This window comes from Aphanothece microscopica RSMan92, from assembly GCF_046613545.2.
GTDB lineage: Bacteria > Cyanobacteriota > Cyanobacteriia > PCC-6307 > Cyanobiaceae > NIES-981.
This window is the reverse complement of record NZ_JBKKKY020000064.1, coordinates 1-14,348: the sequence shown is the minus strand read 5'-3', so window position 1 is coordinate 14,348 and position 14,348 is coordinate 1. Positions and strand designations below refer to the sequence as shown.

Annotated in this window: 17 protein-coding genes; 5 read left to right on the top strand and 12 right to left on the bottom strand. The window is 65.0% G+C overall.

Features of this window, described 5'->3' with window-relative positions:
- Positions 1-720 (bottom strand): hypothetical protein (locus ACLD7X_RS13840; protein ID WP_411424239.1); only part of this gene is annotated, 720 nt, incomplete at its 3' end.
- Positions 721-1,029: 309 nt separating this feature from the next.
- Here ACLD7X_RS13840 and ACLD7X_RS13835 point away from each other — a divergent pair.
- Together ACLD7X_RS13835 and ACLD7X_RS13830 are read left to right on the top strand one after the other, a co-directional pair.
- The gene (locus tag ACLD7X_RS13835) at positions 1,030-2,013 is read left to right on the top strand and encodes a hypothetical protein (RefSeq protein ID WP_411424238.1); all 984 of its coding nucleotides are present in this window, start codon (positions 1,030-1,032) and stop codon (positions 2,011-2,013) included.
- 126 nt (positions 2,014-2,139) lie between these two features.
- On the top strand, positions 2,140-3,087 hold the full coding sequence (locus tag ACLD7X_RS13830; protein WP_411424237.1) for a hypothetical protein: 948 nt from the start codon (positions 2,140-2,142) through the stop codon (positions 3,085-3,087).
- A 115-nt stretch (positions 3,088-3,202) separates the two neighbouring features.
- Here ACLD7X_RS13830 and ACLD7X_RS13825 read toward each other — a convergent pair whose 3' ends face one another.
- The 7 genes from ACLD7X_RS13825 to ACLD7X_RS13795 all read right to left on the bottom strand — a co-directional run bounded on the left by ACLD7X_RS13825 (position 3,203) and on the right by ACLD7X_RS13795 (position 10,400).
- A complete protein-coding gene (locus tag ACLD7X_RS13825) occupies positions 3,203-3,904 on the bottom strand; it encodes a sigma-70 family RNA polymerase sigma factor (RefSeq protein ID WP_411424236.1) in 702 nt (233 codons plus the stop codon).
- Entirely contained in the window at positions 3,901-5,496 is a 1,596-nt protein-coding gene (locus ACLD7X_RS13820; RefSeq protein ID WP_412007236.1) for a phage terminase large subunit family protein, read from the bottom strand. Before ACLD7X_RS13820 ends, ACLD7X_RS13825 begins: the two co-directional genes overlap by 4 nt.
- A complete protein-coding gene (locus ACLD7X_RS13815) occupies positions 5,493-5,993 on the bottom strand; it encodes a hypothetical protein (RefSeq protein WP_425625230.1) in 501 nt (166 codons plus the stop codon). The genes ACLD7X_RS13820 and ACLD7X_RS13815 overlap by 4 nt, the downstream gene beginning before the upstream one ends.
- A 25-nt stretch (positions 5,994-6,018) precedes the next feature.
- A complete protein-coding gene (locus ACLD7X_RS13810; protein ID WP_411424233.1) occupies positions 6,019-6,399 on the bottom strand; it encodes a hypothetical protein in 381 nt (126 codons plus the stop codon).
- Positions 6,400-6,521: 122 nt separating this feature from the next.
- Positions 6,522-7,208: a hypothetical protein gene (locus tag ACLD7X_RS13805; RefSeq protein WP_411424232.1), complete on the bottom strand. Its 687-nt coding sequence runs from the start codon at positions 7,206-7,208 to the stop codon at positions 6,522-6,524.
- A 291-nt stretch (positions 7,209-7,499) separates the two neighbouring features.
- Positions 7,500-10,190 (bottom strand): primase-helicase zinc-binding domain-containing protein, encoded by a 2,691-nt coding sequence (locus ACLD7X_RS13800; RefSeq protein ID WP_411424231.1) that lies wholly within the window; start codon positions 10,188-10,190, stop codon positions 7,500-7,502.
- Between the two features lie 15 nt (positions 10,191-10,205).
- The gene (locus ACLD7X_RS13795; RefSeq protein ID WP_411424230.1) at positions 10,206-10,400 is read right to left on the bottom strand and encodes a hypothetical protein; all 195 of its coding nucleotides are present in this window, start codon (positions 10,398-10,400) and stop codon (positions 10,206-10,208) included.
- 103 nt (positions 10,401-10,503) lie between these two features.
- Between ACLD7X_RS13795 and ACLD7X_RS13790 the strand changes: the two genes are divergently transcribed.
- Positions 10,504-11,922 (top strand): DEAD/DEAH box helicase, encoded by a 1,419-nt coding sequence (locus ACLD7X_RS13790; protein ID WP_411424229.1) that lies wholly within the window; start codon positions 10,504-10,506, stop codon positions 11,920-11,922.
- Here ACLD7X_RS13790 and ACLD7X_RS13785 read toward each other — a convergent pair.
- Positions 11,919-12,365 carry a type II toxin-antitoxin system VapC family toxin gene (locus ACLD7X_RS13785; RefSeq protein ID WP_411424228.1) on the bottom strand — a complete coding sequence of 149 codons (447 nt, stop codon included), beginning with the start codon at positions 12,363-12,365 and terminating at the stop codon, positions 11,919-11,921. The genes ACLD7X_RS13790 and ACLD7X_RS13785 overlap by 4 nt on opposite strands.
- Positions 12,365-12,601 carry a type II toxin-antitoxin system Phd/YefM family antitoxin gene (locus ACLD7X_RS13780; protein WP_411424227.1) on the bottom strand — a complete coding sequence of 79 codons (237 nt, stop codon included), beginning with the start codon at positions 12,599-12,601 and terminating at the stop codon, positions 12,365-12,367. The genes ACLD7X_RS13785 and ACLD7X_RS13780 overlap by 1 nt, the downstream gene beginning before the upstream one ends.
- A 203-nt stretch (positions 12,602-12,804) precedes the next feature.
- On the opposite strand from ACLD7X_RS13780, the gene ACLD7X_RS13775 reads away from it, so the two are divergent.
- Positions 12,805-13,044, top strand: coding sequence for a FitA-like ribbon-helix-helix domain-containing protein (locus ACLD7X_RS13775; protein WP_411424226.1), 240 nt, complete (start codon positions 12,805-12,807; stop codon positions 13,042-13,044).
- Here the strand turns inward: ACLD7X_RS13775 and ACLD7X_RS13770 are convergent.
- Positions 13,041-13,499 carry a GNAT family N-acetyltransferase gene (locus ACLD7X_RS13770; RefSeq protein ID WP_411424225.1) on the bottom strand — a complete coding sequence of 153 codons (459 nt, stop codon included), beginning with the start codon at positions 13,497-13,499 and terminating at the stop codon, positions 13,041-13,043. The two genes, ACLD7X_RS13775 and ACLD7X_RS13770, sit on opposite strands and share 4 nt — an antisense overlap.
- Before the next feature lie 38 nt (positions 13,500-13,537).
- Positions 13,538-13,837 (bottom strand): type II toxin-antitoxin system TacA family antitoxin, encoded by a 300-nt coding sequence (locus ACLD7X_RS13765; protein ID WP_411424224.1) that lies wholly within the window; start codon positions 13,835-13,837, stop codon positions 13,538-13,540.
- Between the two features lie 107 nt (positions 13,838-13,944).
- On the opposite strand from ACLD7X_RS13765, the gene ACLD7X_RS13760 reads away from it, so the two are divergent.
- Entirely contained in the window at positions 13,945-14,187 is a 243-nt protein-coding gene (locus ACLD7X_RS13760; RefSeq protein ID WP_411424223.1) for a type II toxin-antitoxin system Phd/YefM family antitoxin, read from the top strand.
- Positions 14,188-14,348: the final 161 nt, after the last annotated feature.

Genomic DNA, 14,348 nt, shown 5'->3' with positions numbered 1-14,348 from the left:
TGGCACCAGGCCGCCGTGGGCATCGATCACCACCGTGGGCACCGCGGCGTTGCCGCTGGCGAAGCGGGGCGGTAGGGCCTGCCGGCGCGGCTCCCGCCAGACGATCTCCAACGGCCCCGATGCCGGGGCGGCTGGGGCGGCATTGATAGGGAGGCGCCAGTTGAGCAGGTCGCCCCGGGGCACCAGCTGCAGGCGGGGTAAGGAAAGACGGTCCCCCTTGGCCAGCGCCTCCAGTCGGTCCCCTTCTGAGGGCCAGCGGTGCTGCGGCGGCAGCTGCAGGATCAGGCAACCGCCATCCCGAAGGGTGAGCAGATCGGCCAGGAACAGGAACACCCCCAGGTCGGTGCCGTGGCCATCCACATCGGTGGCCACCCGGCTGAGGGAATCGGGCAGCTGCTGCCAGGCCAGCCGCGACAGCATCCCGGCGTAGGTGCGTAGGGCATCGCGGTAGAAGCCGGTGGGCCGGGCGGCTTCCAGGCGCTTGAGGTAGCAGGTTTCGGGCTCCTCAATGCCGCGAGGGAGATAAACCGGGCGGCGGCTGGTGCCGTCGGGGAGCTCCAGCAGGGTCCAGCAGTCGTAGACCAGCTGCAGGCGGTCCCTCAGGCCGGAGAGGGTGGGGTGCTCCAGCCAGGGGGGCGCAGCCGGTCCTTGGGGCTGCAGCGCTGGTGGGGAGGGGGGGCTGCTGGGGGTCGCTGTCCTGCGGCGGCGGGTGGTGGGCACTGGCTGCTGGTGGGGTCAGAGCCATTGCCAGAGGTCGCGGTTGGCCGCGGGGAAGGCGATGCAGGATCTGCATGGTTCCAGCCAGATCATCCGCGCAAGCGAGTTGGCCAGAGCGAGGGGCACAGGCTCTTATGAGGGTCCGCATATGAACGAGGCTTGAGGATCCATCTGCTCGAGAATGATTGCCACGCAGTGGGCTTAGAGTTGAGCTGGTAATGACTTCGGGTTTTTACGCGGACCAGCAGGGGCCAGACTATTTTTTAACGAGGACCCGTCCATACAGCGTTAGAAAGAGCTAGAGTTGACGCCATGATGACCAATCCACCAACCAATCAATTATCCTATTTGGCACGCAAGGCTATTTGCGGGGCCTTGGAATCTGGCGATTATGTCAAAGCATTAGAAAGCGCACAAACCGTGTTGCGCTGGCAAGACTGTCAGTCTAGTCCTGAATTCCAAGCACAAGTTGTCGCCATAATTGGTTTTTGTGGTCCATTGGCTGACAAGCAGCGCAGAGAACGAGTACGAGCCGAAGAGCAGCAACGACAGGAGAAAGAGCGTGAGGCAATAAGGAGGGCGGAAGCAAGGGCAAAAGCTGAATTACTAAAAGATCAAATTATAGCAACGTTTGGTCCTTTGGCGCAAAAATACGGGGCTCAAGCTGAAGCCGTAGTTGAAGGAAGCGAACCCTCATATTTGGTGGTGATACTGCAAGAGCTTGAAGAGACCGGTAACCTGACAGAGTCCCATGTTAATTGGCTCCAAGATAATAACTTTTACCTGGTGCTGGCAAACTATTACTACTCATCGTATCTCAAGGATGGCGATGCCTGGAACTTAGCAAAGTCCGGCCGCTACTTTAGGCAGGGTGAGTGTGCCAATGCGATTGTTGATCATGTCAGCGATGATACAATTTCCAAGATCCATGATGGTAGGGCTAGAAGCGCTGTGCTCACAAATAGAGGAGGCGCAAAGCGTGATTTGAGTGACCTTGAAGGTGCGAAGCAAGATGGGCTCGATGCAATTAGCGCAAGCCCTCAAAGCTTTCATCCGCATAACTTGCTTGGAGCAGTTTACTACCAGACTGGTCAGCCTGCATTGGGAGATCAACATTTCGAGAAGGCAGTTAATCTAGGAGCGAGCCCAAGACAGCAGGAATTTGAGATTCGATCTGCGCTGAAGATGTCAAGCCCAGAAGCTCGCCAAGCAGTTGTACAGCACCTTTTGCGGAAAGATCCTGTTAAATACGCGTGGGTTAACCAATATCAAGATATTCCTCAAGATTCTTTCTAACACAGCCATACACCTGACCCGCCTCCTTCGGTTCTCCGAAGCCCAGGGAGATCCTTTAAGCATCAGCTCTCGGCGGGCAGGTGATAGCCAGCGTTAGATTGACAACAAAAGAGCACTTGCTAAAAAGTGGATTGGAACAGCTTCTTCTCAACAGTTTCTCAAGCTTCCGCCTCAATGATAGGCGTACTGCTTGCCTTCCTTGTTTCTAGGATTATCAGCGAGAGTAGTGACTACGATCGGCTGGAGTACGATGGCCAAGCATTAATTGACGAATCCGCTGACTTGAAGACTCGGATAGAATCGATGAATTTTGATTGGCACGATAAAAGAATCTATGAAGAATATGACTTCGACGAAGCACGGGCAGATCTGATCTCCCTGGATAACACCAGTGACGAAGTTAAGATTGATTTTCTGAAGCGTGTGCTGCCACGGATTTACTATCCAGAGAATTTTGTCAGAAGCCTTAATATCAAGATCAATGCTGCCGTAAAGGCCAGCCAGCAATCAGCAAGACAATCTTCGACTGCAATCGGGATAAGTGCTTTTCAAATACCTGCAAGAGTGTTGATGCCGCCTAATACTATGCTTTTGCAAAGACTTAGAGAATTTGAAGATGGATTTGAGGACATCACCTTCAGGGTTCAGTCAGTTATTCGGCGACACAAGAGTTTAAGAAGAGCGCTTCAGAGAAACATAATAGACATGAACGGTCTCTCTCGATCGCTTCTCTTATTGGCTCCTGTGGTATTGCTGACAGTTATATATCCCCTTCATTTTTTACCTGTGCCTACCGGGCATGCACCGTCGATGACCACTAATTATGCTGTGATTCTCGATTTAGTGTTATCTATTAAGGGTTTCTTTCTTATTGCCCTCTCATTTCTCTCTGTAGGCTTGCTTGTCTTTCTGTCATTTTTTTGTCGAAGGCATGTCTCGGTCTATCATGCAAGAATTAGAGCAATCAACGACTACTATGTTCAGGCATCTTGGTATTCTGATCGTATCGGAGAGTGCAACCCTTTCATGCTAAATCCCGTAGATCCATTTGGGTCCGAGGCCATGCCAAAATAGTCTTAACCACTCTTGGCGAATGAATCGCCACTAAGCAATCTAACATCAAGATTCAGAAGGCGGGGCTTGAGTATGCTATCTGCGCAAAGGATAGTGCCCGCTTCTGATCTTGGCGTTACTCAACAGGAAAAGCAACGACCCGAACTGAGCAGGCATCAACAACCTGATCCCATTGCTCAGGCCTAATCTCCAGTCGCTCCAGCATCTCTGCAAATCCCACCCCCGAGGTCAGTAACCGCTGTCCCCGGGCATGCAGTTCCCGCCACGTCGGCGGCACTTTGAGCAGGAAGCCGTTGTCCCGCAGGAAGTGGGTGATCTCTCCATTGGCATAGGTGCGCCCGTAGGGCCGGAAGGGGCCCCGTGAAGGGTCATAGCGCCGCGCCGCTTTGATCAGCCCGATCATCGCTAGCTGCAGCAGATCCTCCTTGGGGTGAACAGTACGGCGAGCGAAGTTGCCGGCGATCTTCTCGGCCAGGTCTATGTGCTGCAGAGCCAGGGCATCGGCAACGGCATGAGGCCGCACCGGGCGCTGTCGCCGAGGTCTGCAACGCGGAGGCGGCTGAGCCCGGGCTCTGGGGTGGTGACGCACTGGAGCGTGGAGGTTGATCTCCAGCTGATCTGCCCGGGCATGGCACGCCGGCCTGCGGTAGCGCCGTTGCCGCAGCATCCGCTCCACGCCTGCGACATCACCCACCAGCACCACCGTGAGCGGCAGCACCAGCTGCAGAGCAGCAGGAAACAGCACGGCAGGGCGTGGGCTCTCCACTGCGGAAGGCTTGGGATGTTCCCGCACGGCGGACACCATCGACACGCTCACCGGCTCACCAGCAGTGGCGTCACTACCGGCTGGATGCCCTGAGCCTTCCAGTAGCGGCCCTCCAGCCAGAGAGCCCCGTGGCAGAAGGCATCCACAAGGTCCTTGCTGCCCTTGGGGAAGCGGATCGCCTCCTCCACCAGCGGCTGGGCGCGGTGGTGGAAGCGGATCTGCCCCGCCTCCACCAGGGGGGCAACGGCATGGGCGCGGATTTCCTTGCTGCCGCGGGCGGTGATCGGCAGCATCCCCGGCACCCGGCGCCGGAGGGTCTGCAGCACCGCCGGGCCGTTGGCCGCGTCCTCGATCAGCACGGCATGGGGCCTGAGGCACTGCTGCTCCAGCGCCTCCAGACAACCCAGCAGGAAGCGGATCACCTCCGGCAGACCAAAGCGGTGCCGCGCTGCCCAGAGCACCTCGATCTCCAGCGCCGCCGGGGCCATCGGTCCCTGAGATTCACCCGATCGGGGGATGCCATTCCGGGCTGGTGGTGCCAGCAGGCCGGCCAGGCAGAAGCCGCAGTAATCGCTCTCTGCCTCCCCCTTGAAACTCAGGTCACAGGAGAGCGCCAGCAGGGCGTACAGGCGCTGCCGGCCAGCGGCCGCTCCTGCTTCCTCGCGGGGGAAGGGCGGCCGGATCCACTGGCGCAGGAAGATCGAGCCCGACGCCGGGCTGGGCCGCTGCTGATACAGCGCCGCCCACCAATAGGCACCGAGGCGGGCTCTGATCTTCAGCAGTTCCGGCAGCGGGAACCGCTCCGGGCAAAGGGCTTCTCCCGCCTGTCGCCAGTCGGGGATCAGGGTGCAGGTGGGCGGCAGCTTGGGTCGATCGAACGGGTCCTCGGCGATGGCCGGCAGATCCAGCACGGTCCAGTGCTGCGGTGCCTCGCCGAGCTCATGCTCATACAGCCAGCCGATCACGTCCTGGTGGTCCCAGCGGGTGAGCACCACCACTTGGGCCGAGAGGTTCGGCTGCTCTGTGCCGTCCGGCCCCAACACCAACGCCGGTTCGGCGCGGGTCAGCCACACCGACCGCAGCCAGTCGATCAGCTTCTGCCGCATCGCAGGACTGGCGGCATCACCGGGGCCCTTGTAGGGGTCGTCGATGATCCCCAGGCTGTAGCCCTTGCCGGTGAAGGGGCCATCCACGCCGGCGGCGATGCAGCCGCCCCGCTGGCGCGTCAGCCAGTTGCCCACCGCAGCCGAATCGCGGGCGAGCAGGTGGCCGGTCACCCGGTAGAAGTGGCGCGCCTCTCGCGAGTGGGCGTAGGCCAGCTCGGCTGAGTACGACGCGATCGCCGCAAAGAGGTGCGGGTAGCGCTGCAGGAAGTAGGCCGGGAACAGCTTGGAGACGAGGAGCGATTTCCCTAACCGGGGGGGACAGGTGACGATCAGCCGGCTGATCTCGCCATCGGCGACGGCCTGGAGCAGCTCGATCAGTAGCTCGGCCCAGCGGTGGAAGCCGTAGCGGGGGTAGGCCTCGGCGATGAAGCTGCGCAGGCTCTGGGGCTCTGCAGGTTCAGCAGCTGTGGTCACCGGCAGGTGCAGCAGGCCGGCATCCCCCCAGGGATCCGTCTCGGGCAGCAGCAGGCCGGTCACGGCCGTGCCTCCGGCGGCTTGATCGGCGCCCGCAGCAGCCCGCCGATCTCGGCGATCACCCGGAAGGCGCCCACTGCAGCCGAGAACTGCTCGGCATCCATGGCCCGGCGAGCGCAGTCGTTGAGAGCAAAGATCTGCTCGGCCTGGTGGCGGCGCCGGTCGGTGATCAGTTCCTCCACCATCCGCTCGCGGGCGAGGTTGAGGTAGCGGTTGATCGTCTGGCTGTTGGTCACCCCCCAGCTTTCACGAGCTTTTTCGTAGATCAACGCCAGCGGAATGCGCTGGGCGATCCACAACTGCCCCTCAGCGACGCGGCGTTCCACCTCCAGCCGCGAGGGGCGGGGCGGCGGCTGGGCCGCCTGTCCCTTCGTGCGTCGCGGTGGGTTGGCATGCCCGATCGGCCGGGCCGGGTCGGTGGGCTCGTAGATCGGCTGGCCGTTGTCGTCCTCCGTGCTGGCGGCAGCGCGCAGCTCTTCCACCGGATCAGCAGCGCTCAAGTTGTGGGCGCGCGGCGGCATCAGCTCAGAACGGCAGGGGCTGGGTCTTCGGGGGGCGGATGGTCCAGAAGGGCTTGCCGCGCTTCTCGGTGGCACTGCCCTGCTGGATGGCGTTCTCCTTGGCGGCCTTGAGCTGCTGCTCGATCTGCTGCACCGGCGCCGGGAACTCGTAGCTCAGCCGGCCAAGGCTGTGGGAGAAGGCCCAGTCGTTGTGGGAGAACGCCGGATCCAGCTGGCCGGCAGCCATGGCCTCGCTGAGCGCCACCAGCAGCGGCTCGAGTTGCTGCTCCAGCTGCTTCTGCTGGGCCTTGAGAGCCGTGATGGCATCCAGCAGGGCATCGATGGCGCCTGCTGAATCCGGCACTGCTGACGACGCCGAGGCAGCTTCAACAGGGGCAGCAGGCATCACCATGGCCAGGGGATTCAGAGGCCAGCAGGTCAGAGCCCGCCAGGACTTCACTGTATGGGCTCTGTTCTGAGAGCCGCAATCGCAGCGGCTGTTAATTCCTAATTAGGCTCCCCCTGTGCTCAGAAGGGCCTGTGAGCCAGGCAGTAGCGGCTCCAGGCGGCAGCCCAGGCGCTCAGGCACTGCTCACGGCTGTAGAAGGTGCTGGTGAACGCCTCGCCGGGCTTGCTCCAGATCGTCTGGCCCATCTCGTAGTGGTTCCCCTGGGCGGCCTCCAGCACCATGTAGCCGCCCAGTTGGGCAGCGGTGGAATAGGACCGGCCGTGGGCCGAGAGGGTCTTGAGGTCGTAGAGCACCCGCACCTCCCGCCCCCGGCGCTCGCTCAGGGCCGGTGAGACATACGCCCCATCGAAGGCACCGGCCACGTTGCGGACCAGACAGCAGGTGAGCCGCTCGCTGGCGATCACCTCCACCGCGTCCCAGAGCGGCAGCTGCAGCAGCGGCAGGATCCAGTCCCGGTAGGGGTGATGGCCCGGCACGGTCTCGGCTTCCGGCAGGGCATCGGCCGCGCTCTTGCCCACCAGGAAGCGGGCCTGGGTGTAGCGCTCCAGGGCCGCGTGCACGGTGGTTCCGCGCGGCTCCCAGATCGGCCGCTTGGCCTCGATCGAGCGTTTGGCGGTCTCGCTCAACCCGCGGGCCAGCACGCCGGTGATCGACACCGGAAACAGGTGATCGCCCAGCCAATACTGATGGGCTGCCTCATCCCGCCAGAGGCCGGGGATGGGATCCAGCCAGGTCGCCGTCACCATGGCCGTTTCCCTTGCAACGGGCCGTGACAGCAGGCGTCACAGCCGAAATCCCGCTCCAGAGCAGGGGTTGAGCAGACCCTGTGACGTTGTAACCCTCTTTCTCTAAATGGAAGCATTAGCAAGCAGCAGTGTGTCCTGACGCAGGTGTGCATGGGTGTTGATGTGTGTGTGAGGGTGTCTTCCCCCGGCGAAAAGCGTTACAGCGTTACAGTCGCTGGGATCGGCTGCGCTGCAGTCGATCTGGGCATAACGGTGGGGTGTTGCGGGGTGTCATGGCTGTGACGCTGAACCTCAGAGAACCGCCAGTGGAATCGCCACCGCCCGCGTGACCATGCCGGCGCCGCAGAAGCGCACCGGCCCGCGGCGTTGAGCGCCAGCCAGGCGCAACAGCACCACCGCCCAGCCATGGGCCCAGGCCGACTCCCGCAGGATGTGCGCGATCGGTTCGGCCGTGTTGCTCACCAGCAGATGGGGCGGCTCCAGCCGCAATCCCTGGCGGGCCAGGGCCTGGGCAGCCAACTCCGCGCTGATCTCCAGGTCATGGGCCTGGTGGGCAGCGAGCTCCACCAGCTCGCCGATCGTGCGTGTGACGCTGCGATCGGCGCACTCCACCCGCAATGGGTGCTGGAGGATCGTCTGGATGCAGCGCTGCTCATCGCTGAGCTCGGTGCTCTGGCTGTAGCTCTCCCAGTCGTGGCAGGCGATGCACTGTTCGGCCTCCTCCTGGGTGGGGACGACATCGCTAAGCAGCGACCAGGCGCCGGCCATCAAGGTGCCGTACTGATCCCCCAGGCGCTGGGAATCGAAGTGCCGCGCCGCCGCGCGGGTGAACACCCCCTCGGCCTGACGGATCATCGGGATCAGGCCCACGGTGCGGGCAATCAGCCGCCGGCCCAGCTCGCTGGAGATGTGGCGATCCAGGTCCCGATCCAGCGAGGCCCAGTGCAGCTCCCGCTCGCTCTTGGGCAGCTCGGCGGGGTTGCGCAGGGTGAGCTGGGCAAAGCGGCTGCGGTCCGCTCCCTGCTTGAGGGCGGTGGCGATCGAGCTGAGCAGGAACATCGAGCGCACCCGGTAGCGGCTCACCTCCCCGCTCGGAGAGCCCTTGAGCAGGGCCGCCCCGCTCTCGCTGCTGGCCACCCGTGCCAGCGACAGGATCCCCTGCATCCTCTGCTGATCCGGCCGCTCGTTGCTCTCCGCCTCGTCGAACACCACCGGCACAGCGTCGGAGCAGATCGACTGGCGCACCGCAGCTTCTGTGGTCGACCCGCTCACCGGCAGGGCGAAGTCGCCCAGCAAGGGGGTGATGTAGCGCTCGAGGATCGCGCTCTTGCCGGAGCCCGCACCGCCGGTGAGCCACACATGGGGCCGCCAGCGCAGCGAGCCGCAGATCGGCCCAAGCACCATCCAGCCCACCAACAGGGTGCCGGAGGCCGGCACATCCCAGTGGAAGCGGTTGGCGATGCTCACGATCACCGCCGCCTCCTGCACCGACAGCGGCTCCACATCGCCGGGCCCATCGAGCCGCGGCATGCGCTGGTAGACGTAGCGCGAGCGAAAGGGCGTGGTGATCAGGTGCTCCCCCTCGGGGATGACGAGCCGATCGCCCAGGTGCAGCAGCGGCCGACCGTCATCCCACCAGGCGCCGCGGCCGCGGATGCGATCGGGCGTGAAGAGTCCGGCCGCGATCGAGCGCTCGTAGAGGTCACTGGCCACCGCCGACCAGTTCACGCCGGTGCGGCTGGGGTAGAGGGTCTCCCAGTGGGCCAGGGGCGCCAGCGCCACCAGGTGGGTGGCAGTGTGCGCCGAGCGGCTCAACCGCAGCACCTGTCCGGTGCGGCCGGAGCGGTAGTAGCTGGCCTCGCCGTCGTAGCCGAGGCACTGGAACGGCGCGCCGCCACCGCCACCAGCCGGTGACTCAGCGGAGGTGGGCTCCTGGTCCTCCGGGTCTGATGCCCCTCCCAGTCTTGCTTCATCTGCTGGCAGGGGCTGCAGCCACTGCTGCAGATGCTCGGCCGCTTCCGCTGGGCTCCAGTCGGCATCGGCCAGATCCCAGCCCTGCGGCAAATCGGCCGGAGGGTCTACCAGCTGCACACAGCAGCCCTGCTCGCGCAACAGAGCGGCCAGCCGCACCATCGCCTTGCGGCCCGGTGCGTCGGCATCGGGCCAGAGCGTCACCCCCCGTCCCGACAGCGGCTGCCAGTCCGCCTTGGCGATGGCGTTGGTGCCGTTGGCCCAGCTGATCACCACGTGTTCGGGGAACAGACGGGCGGCGGCATCGGCGGTGGCCTCGCCTTCCACAACCAGCACCGGTGCCTCGGGGCGTTCGCCTAGGTCGGGGAGGCCGTAGAGCGGCCGTGGGGCAGGCCACTCGCAAGAGAAGGGATCGCGGCGGCTGGGGCGGTGCCAGCCGCCATCGAGCCAGACCCGATGCAGAAAGCCCTTGCGGCCGCTGCGGCCAGGGCAGAGCCGCTGAATCCAGAACAGCGGTGCGCCGCTGGCGTCGCGGTAGCACCACTGGGCGATCGCACCCCGCTCCAGCTCTGGCGGCGCGGCGTCGGCGGGCGGCACCTCGGGTTGGCGCCAGGGCCGGCTGGCATGGCCGGGGAGTCCTGTGGCCGCAGGGGCCTTACCTCCGGCGCCGTTGCCGCTGGACGCCAGCTGGGGCCGATGCCGCCCGGTCCCGTCCGGCTCCAGGCCCAGGTAGCGCTCCACCTCCTCGCAGGCCTGGCAGAAGCTCCAGCGGCGCACCCGCATGAGCAGGTCTATCCCGGTCCCACCGCCACCAAGGTGGTCTTTGCCGCCGCACTGGTTGCAGAACCAGGCGCCGTTGCCGTCGCGATCGTCAAAGCGGTAGCGGTCCCGCCCCCCGCAGGCGGGACAGGGCTGATGGCGGTTGCTGAGCTGCTCGGCTGGCAGTCCGGCAAGCGCCTCGAGGATGTCCCGCCAGCGGCCATTGGCCGCAGTCATCACGTCGGTTGCCATGGGTGTCGCCGCGGATCAACGACGCTCAGCGGCTGCCACCAGCACTGGCCCGGGCACGGCCAGGCCGGCCTGTTCTGCCGCGATCGCCGCGTCGATCACCTGGCGGAGCACCGCCGAGCGACTGAGGGTTCCGTGCAAGCGGCGCTGGTCAAGCCAAGCCAACTGCGCCTCGGTGATGGAGACGCTCAGCGGTGGCGCGAAGGAGGCCATGGATGTCTGACGTTCTGAGTACAGCCTAAGCACACCCGGCAGAGCTTGATAAGTTGAACATTGCTGAGACGCCTGGCTCAGCGCAAAGCCTGCCGCCTTGCCCATGGCCCCGATCGTCCTGCGCGACTACCAGCAGCGGCTACTGGCCGACCTCCGCGCCGCTCTCAAGGTCCACCGCCGCGTCTGCGCCGTCATGCCCACCGGTGCGGGCAAGGGCCAGACCATCGGCGCCATCGTGCAGGGGGCGGCCGGCAAGGGCCGGCGGGTGCTGGTGTTCGCCCACCGGGCTGAGCTGATCGACCAGCTGACTGGCACCGTGCGGGCCTGGGGCCTGGAGCCCGATGTGATCGCCCCCGGCCACCGCCTGCTGGGCCGCCAGGTGGCGGTGGGCTCGGTGCAGACCGTTGCTCGGCGATTGGGGCAGCTGTCAGCGCCGGATCTGATCATTCAGGACGAGGCCCACCACCTGGTGGCCGGCAATGTCTGGGGCCGGGTCATCAACGCCTGGCCCCAGGCCCACCTGATCGGCAAGACCGCCACCCCCGAGCGCCTCGACGGCAAGGGGCTGGGCGTGGAGGCCGGCGGCTATTTCGAGGCCCTGGTGCTGGGGCCCTCAGCAGCCTGGCTGGTGGAGCAGGGCTGGCTGGCCAGGCCCAAGGTCTTCTCCTGGCCAGGTGCCCGGAACAGCAAGCTGCGGCGCCGCATGGGCGACTTCGATCTGGAGGAGGCAGCACGCGCCTTTGGCGATCGGGCCGCCATCGGCGATGCGGTGCCGCACTACCATCGCCGACTGCACCCCGGCACGGCGATCTGCTTTTGCTGCACGATCGAGCACGCCGAGCAGATGGCCGCGGCCTTCCGCGCTGCGGGAATCAGGGGCGCCTCGGTGAGCGGCAGCACCCCAGCGGAGGAGCGCAAGCGCCTGATCGCCGGGCTCGGCACCGGCGAGGTGGAGGTGCTCACTAGCTGCATGATCATTTCCGAGGGCACCGACATCCCCTCCGTCGGCGGGGCGATCCTGATGCGCCCCACCGCTTCCCTGAGCCTCTACCTGCAGATGGTCGGCCGTGCCCTGCGTCCCGCACCTGGGAAGCAGGAGGCCGTGATCCTCGATCACGTCGGCAACGCCCATCGCCACGGCCTGCCCACCGATGAGCGCGAGTGGAACCTGGCCGGCCGCCGCCGGCGCGAGGGTGTCTCAATCCCGATCAAGGACTGCCCGGTCTGCTTCTGCAGCTGCCCCAGCGCAGCCCAGCTCTGCCCCGACTGCGGCCATCTGTTCCTGACCGACGAGCGCGATGAGCAGCGCCGCGGGCTGCAGCAGGTTGAGGGTGAACTGGTGGAAGTCACGGGTGCAGCCCGGCACCGGCCCAAGCCCAGGCAGCAACAGCAACGGCTGCGGCGCACGCACCCGGCCGCTGGCTGCCGCACCTACGAAGAGCTGCTGCAGCGCGAGCAGGAGCGCGGCTACAAACCCGGCTGGGCCAGGCACGTCTGGGCGGCCCGGCAGGGCAGCGCCTAATCCCTGCCTGGCTTTTCTCCTGCTCCCAGGAGTTCAGCCTGCAGGCTCAGCTGTTGGGCCGCCGCGACAAACGGAGCGTCCAGGCTGCAGAGGGTGGCGCCGCGGCCGTTGGCGATGGCCAGGTGCAGAGCATCGGCCGCTCGCAAGGCTGTGCTCCAGCCGCGTAGGCAGGCATTGGCATTGCGGAAGTCCTGCGGCTCCAGTTCCAGCACCAGCAGACCCGGCGCCAGGCTGCGCTCAAAGCCCTGCAGCACCGTCTCGGCCTGCGCCTGGCTCAGGGCCTTGGTGCGCACCTTCAGGCCAAGGGCGGAATGGAGCTCGGTGACACTCCAGGAGCTGATCGCCAGCGGTGCACTCGCCTCCTCCAGAAAGGCCACCGCGGCGGCGGAGTGCACTTCCGGCATCAGCACCGCCAGGAGCACGCAGGTGTCGATGTAGAGCATCAGGCGCGGGACTCGTCCCGCAGCATCCGCATGGTCTCCACGCCGCTGGCCTGCTGCTCTGGCAACGCTTCTCGCAGGGCGGAGAGCTGGGGCAGCAGATCACGCACGCTGCAGCGCGGCACCAGCTCGGCGATGGGCTTGCCGCGGCGGGTAATAACCACGGCCTCACCGGCCTCCACCGCATCCAGCAGGCTGGAGAGCTGGGTCTTGGCTTCCGCCACCGTCACCTGCACCATGGCCGTTGACCATCTAGATGACCAACTCTAGGCCGGGTATGCGGCGCAGATGCAGGGGGCGTGGCCTCCTCCCAGCGAGCACGACAACCAGCCATCGACGCAGTCGCTCGTCAGCACAGGACTTGATCCCTACTGGGATGGCTACGCGCGGTCAGAGGCCTCAGCACTGACAGCATTGCCGTCAGCGCAAGCGAGAGTCGTCAATGACCACGCTCACGATCCGCAACCTCGACGAACACACCACAGCGCAGCTCCGCATTCAGGCCGCTCGGCACTGCCGATCGATGGAAGAGGAAGCCCGCACGATCCTCCGCTCCGCCCTCGAAGCCCGGCAGCCCGTCGCTGGTGGCCAGGGCCTGGGCCGTCGCATCCATGAGCACTTCGCCCAGCTCGGTGGCGTGGAGCTGGAGCTGCCCGAGCGCTCCTCCTCTCCAAACCATTAACCGCCGCCGATGCCCTGCAGATCCTTGAGCAGTACGAACAGGTGCAGCGGGTCAGTGGGCGAGGGGCGAAAGCCGAAATGCTCATAGAAGCCTCGGGCCCGTTCATCTTTGGCATGCACCGCCAAGGCGCGGATGCCGGCGATATCGGCCGCAGCCAGCGTCCGAACGATCGCGTCTTTCGGCAAGGCGGCGCCAAGGCCCTTCCCCTGGTGCGCAACCGCCACGGCAAGCCGGGCCAGCACCATCAGCGGAATCGGATGCCGCGCCAACCCCTTGCTGATCCGCTCTGGTGCCTGCTCCGGGCCCACCTCACCCACCACCAGGGTGTGGAGGCCAACGACGACGTCGCCATCCAGCGCCACGTAGGTGCGGCTGGCCCGCGCTCGTTGATTCGCCAGCGCGAAGCGGACCAGGAAGCGGTTCAGGGCTTCCTCGCCGCAATCAAAACGCTCCACGGCATGACTGGCCTGGAGCGGTTCGATCCGGTAGCAGCTCACTCAGCGCCACCAGCAGCTGGCCGCTCCAGCACGCTCGGCTCCTGCAGCAACTGTGCCAGCCGCGGATGCACCCGGGGTGGAGCGTCCAGGGCAGCCACGAAGGCCTCCCACTGCTCCCCATCCAGCTGGAAGCTCTGGCGATCGGCCAGGGTTTCAGCCGCGCTGGCCAGGGCGCTCTCCAACACAAATTCGCTCACGCTGCGCTGGGCTGCCGCGGCTGCCCGCTGCAGGGTCTGCTTGGCACCTGGCGTCAGCCGCAGGTCGAGCTTCTCGCTTCTCGAAGGGGATGACGTCATCACGGCACCGTCTTTCGCCACCCTAGCCCCGCCTGCCAGACAATGTCATGACAGCTCCGCAGGTCGTCAGCAGCAATACGCTTTCACGGACTGGCAGCAGGAGCGCCATGGCCTGCGTTTCAGCCACTGAAGACCGCAAGCGGCTCCAAGCCCTGATTGACGAGGTGGGGCAGTCCCACGAGCCGGTGCTGATCATTGGGAAGCAGGGCAACGCTGTTCTGCTGGGGGAAGTTCACTGGCGCGCAATCTGGGAGACCCTGCATCTGGTCTCGATTCCTGGGATGCGCACGTCGATCCTCGATGGCATGGCCACCGAGGTGACTGAGTTGAGCCCAGAAGCGCTCTGGTGAGCACGGCCTACAGCAGCTGGCTGGCTGTCCGAGCTATTGCCCGCCGAAGCAATTCAGCGAATACCTGTCAGGTATTGGCAAGACAGCCAATACCTACCAATCGCTGACAACCAGCCCGGCAACAGGAGGCATGGCCTCCTCCTCACCCAGCGAACACGAGA

Bases quoted from the DNA above. Each gene is read 5' to 3' on its own strand.
- ACLD7X_RS13780 (WP_411424227.1), bottom strand. From the start codon at position 12,601: ATGGTGCAGGTGACGGTGGCGGAAGCCAAGACCCAGCTCTCCAGCCTG.
- ACLD7X_RS13805 (WP_411424232.1), bottom strand. From the start codon at position 7,208: ATGGTGACGGCGACCTGGCTGGATCCCATCCCCGGCCTCTGGCGGGAT.
- ACLD7X_RS13810 (WP_411424233.1), bottom strand. From the start codon at position 6,399: ATGCCTGCTGCCCCTGTTGAAGCTGCCTCGGCGTCGTCAGCAGTGCCG.
- ACLD7X_RS13775 (WP_411424226.1), top strand. From the start codon at position 12,805: ATGACCACGCTCACGATCCGCAACCTCGACGAACACACCACAGCGCAG.
- ACLD7X_RS13795 (WP_411424230.1), bottom strand. From the start codon at position 10,400: ATGGCCTCCTTCGCGCCACCGCTGAGCGTCTCCATCACCGAGGCGCAG.
- ACLD7X_RS13765 (WP_411424224.1), bottom strand. From the start codon at position 13,837: ATGACGTCATCCCCTTCGAGAAGCGAGAAGCTCGACCTGCGGCTGACG.
- ACLD7X_RS13800 (WP_411424231.1), bottom strand. From the start codon at position 10,190: ATGGCAACCGACGTGATGACTGCGGCCAATGGCCGCTGGCGGGACATC.
- ACLD7X_RS13790 (WP_411424229.1), top strand. From the start codon at position 10,504: ATGGCCCCGATCGTCCTGCGCGACTACCAGCAGCGGCTACTGGCCGAC.
- ACLD7X_RS13835 (WP_411424238.1), top strand. From the start codon at position 1,030: ATGATGACCAATCCACCAACCAATCAATTATCCTATTTGGCACGCAAG.
- ACLD7X_RS13785 (WP_411424228.1), bottom strand. From the start codon at position 12,365: ATGCTCTACATCGACACCTGCGTGCTCCTGGCGGTGCTGATGCCGGAA.
- ACLD7X_RS13760 (WP_411424223.1), top strand. From the start codon at position 13,945: ATGGCCTGCGTTTCAGCCACTGAAGACCGCAAGCGGCTCCAAGCCCTG.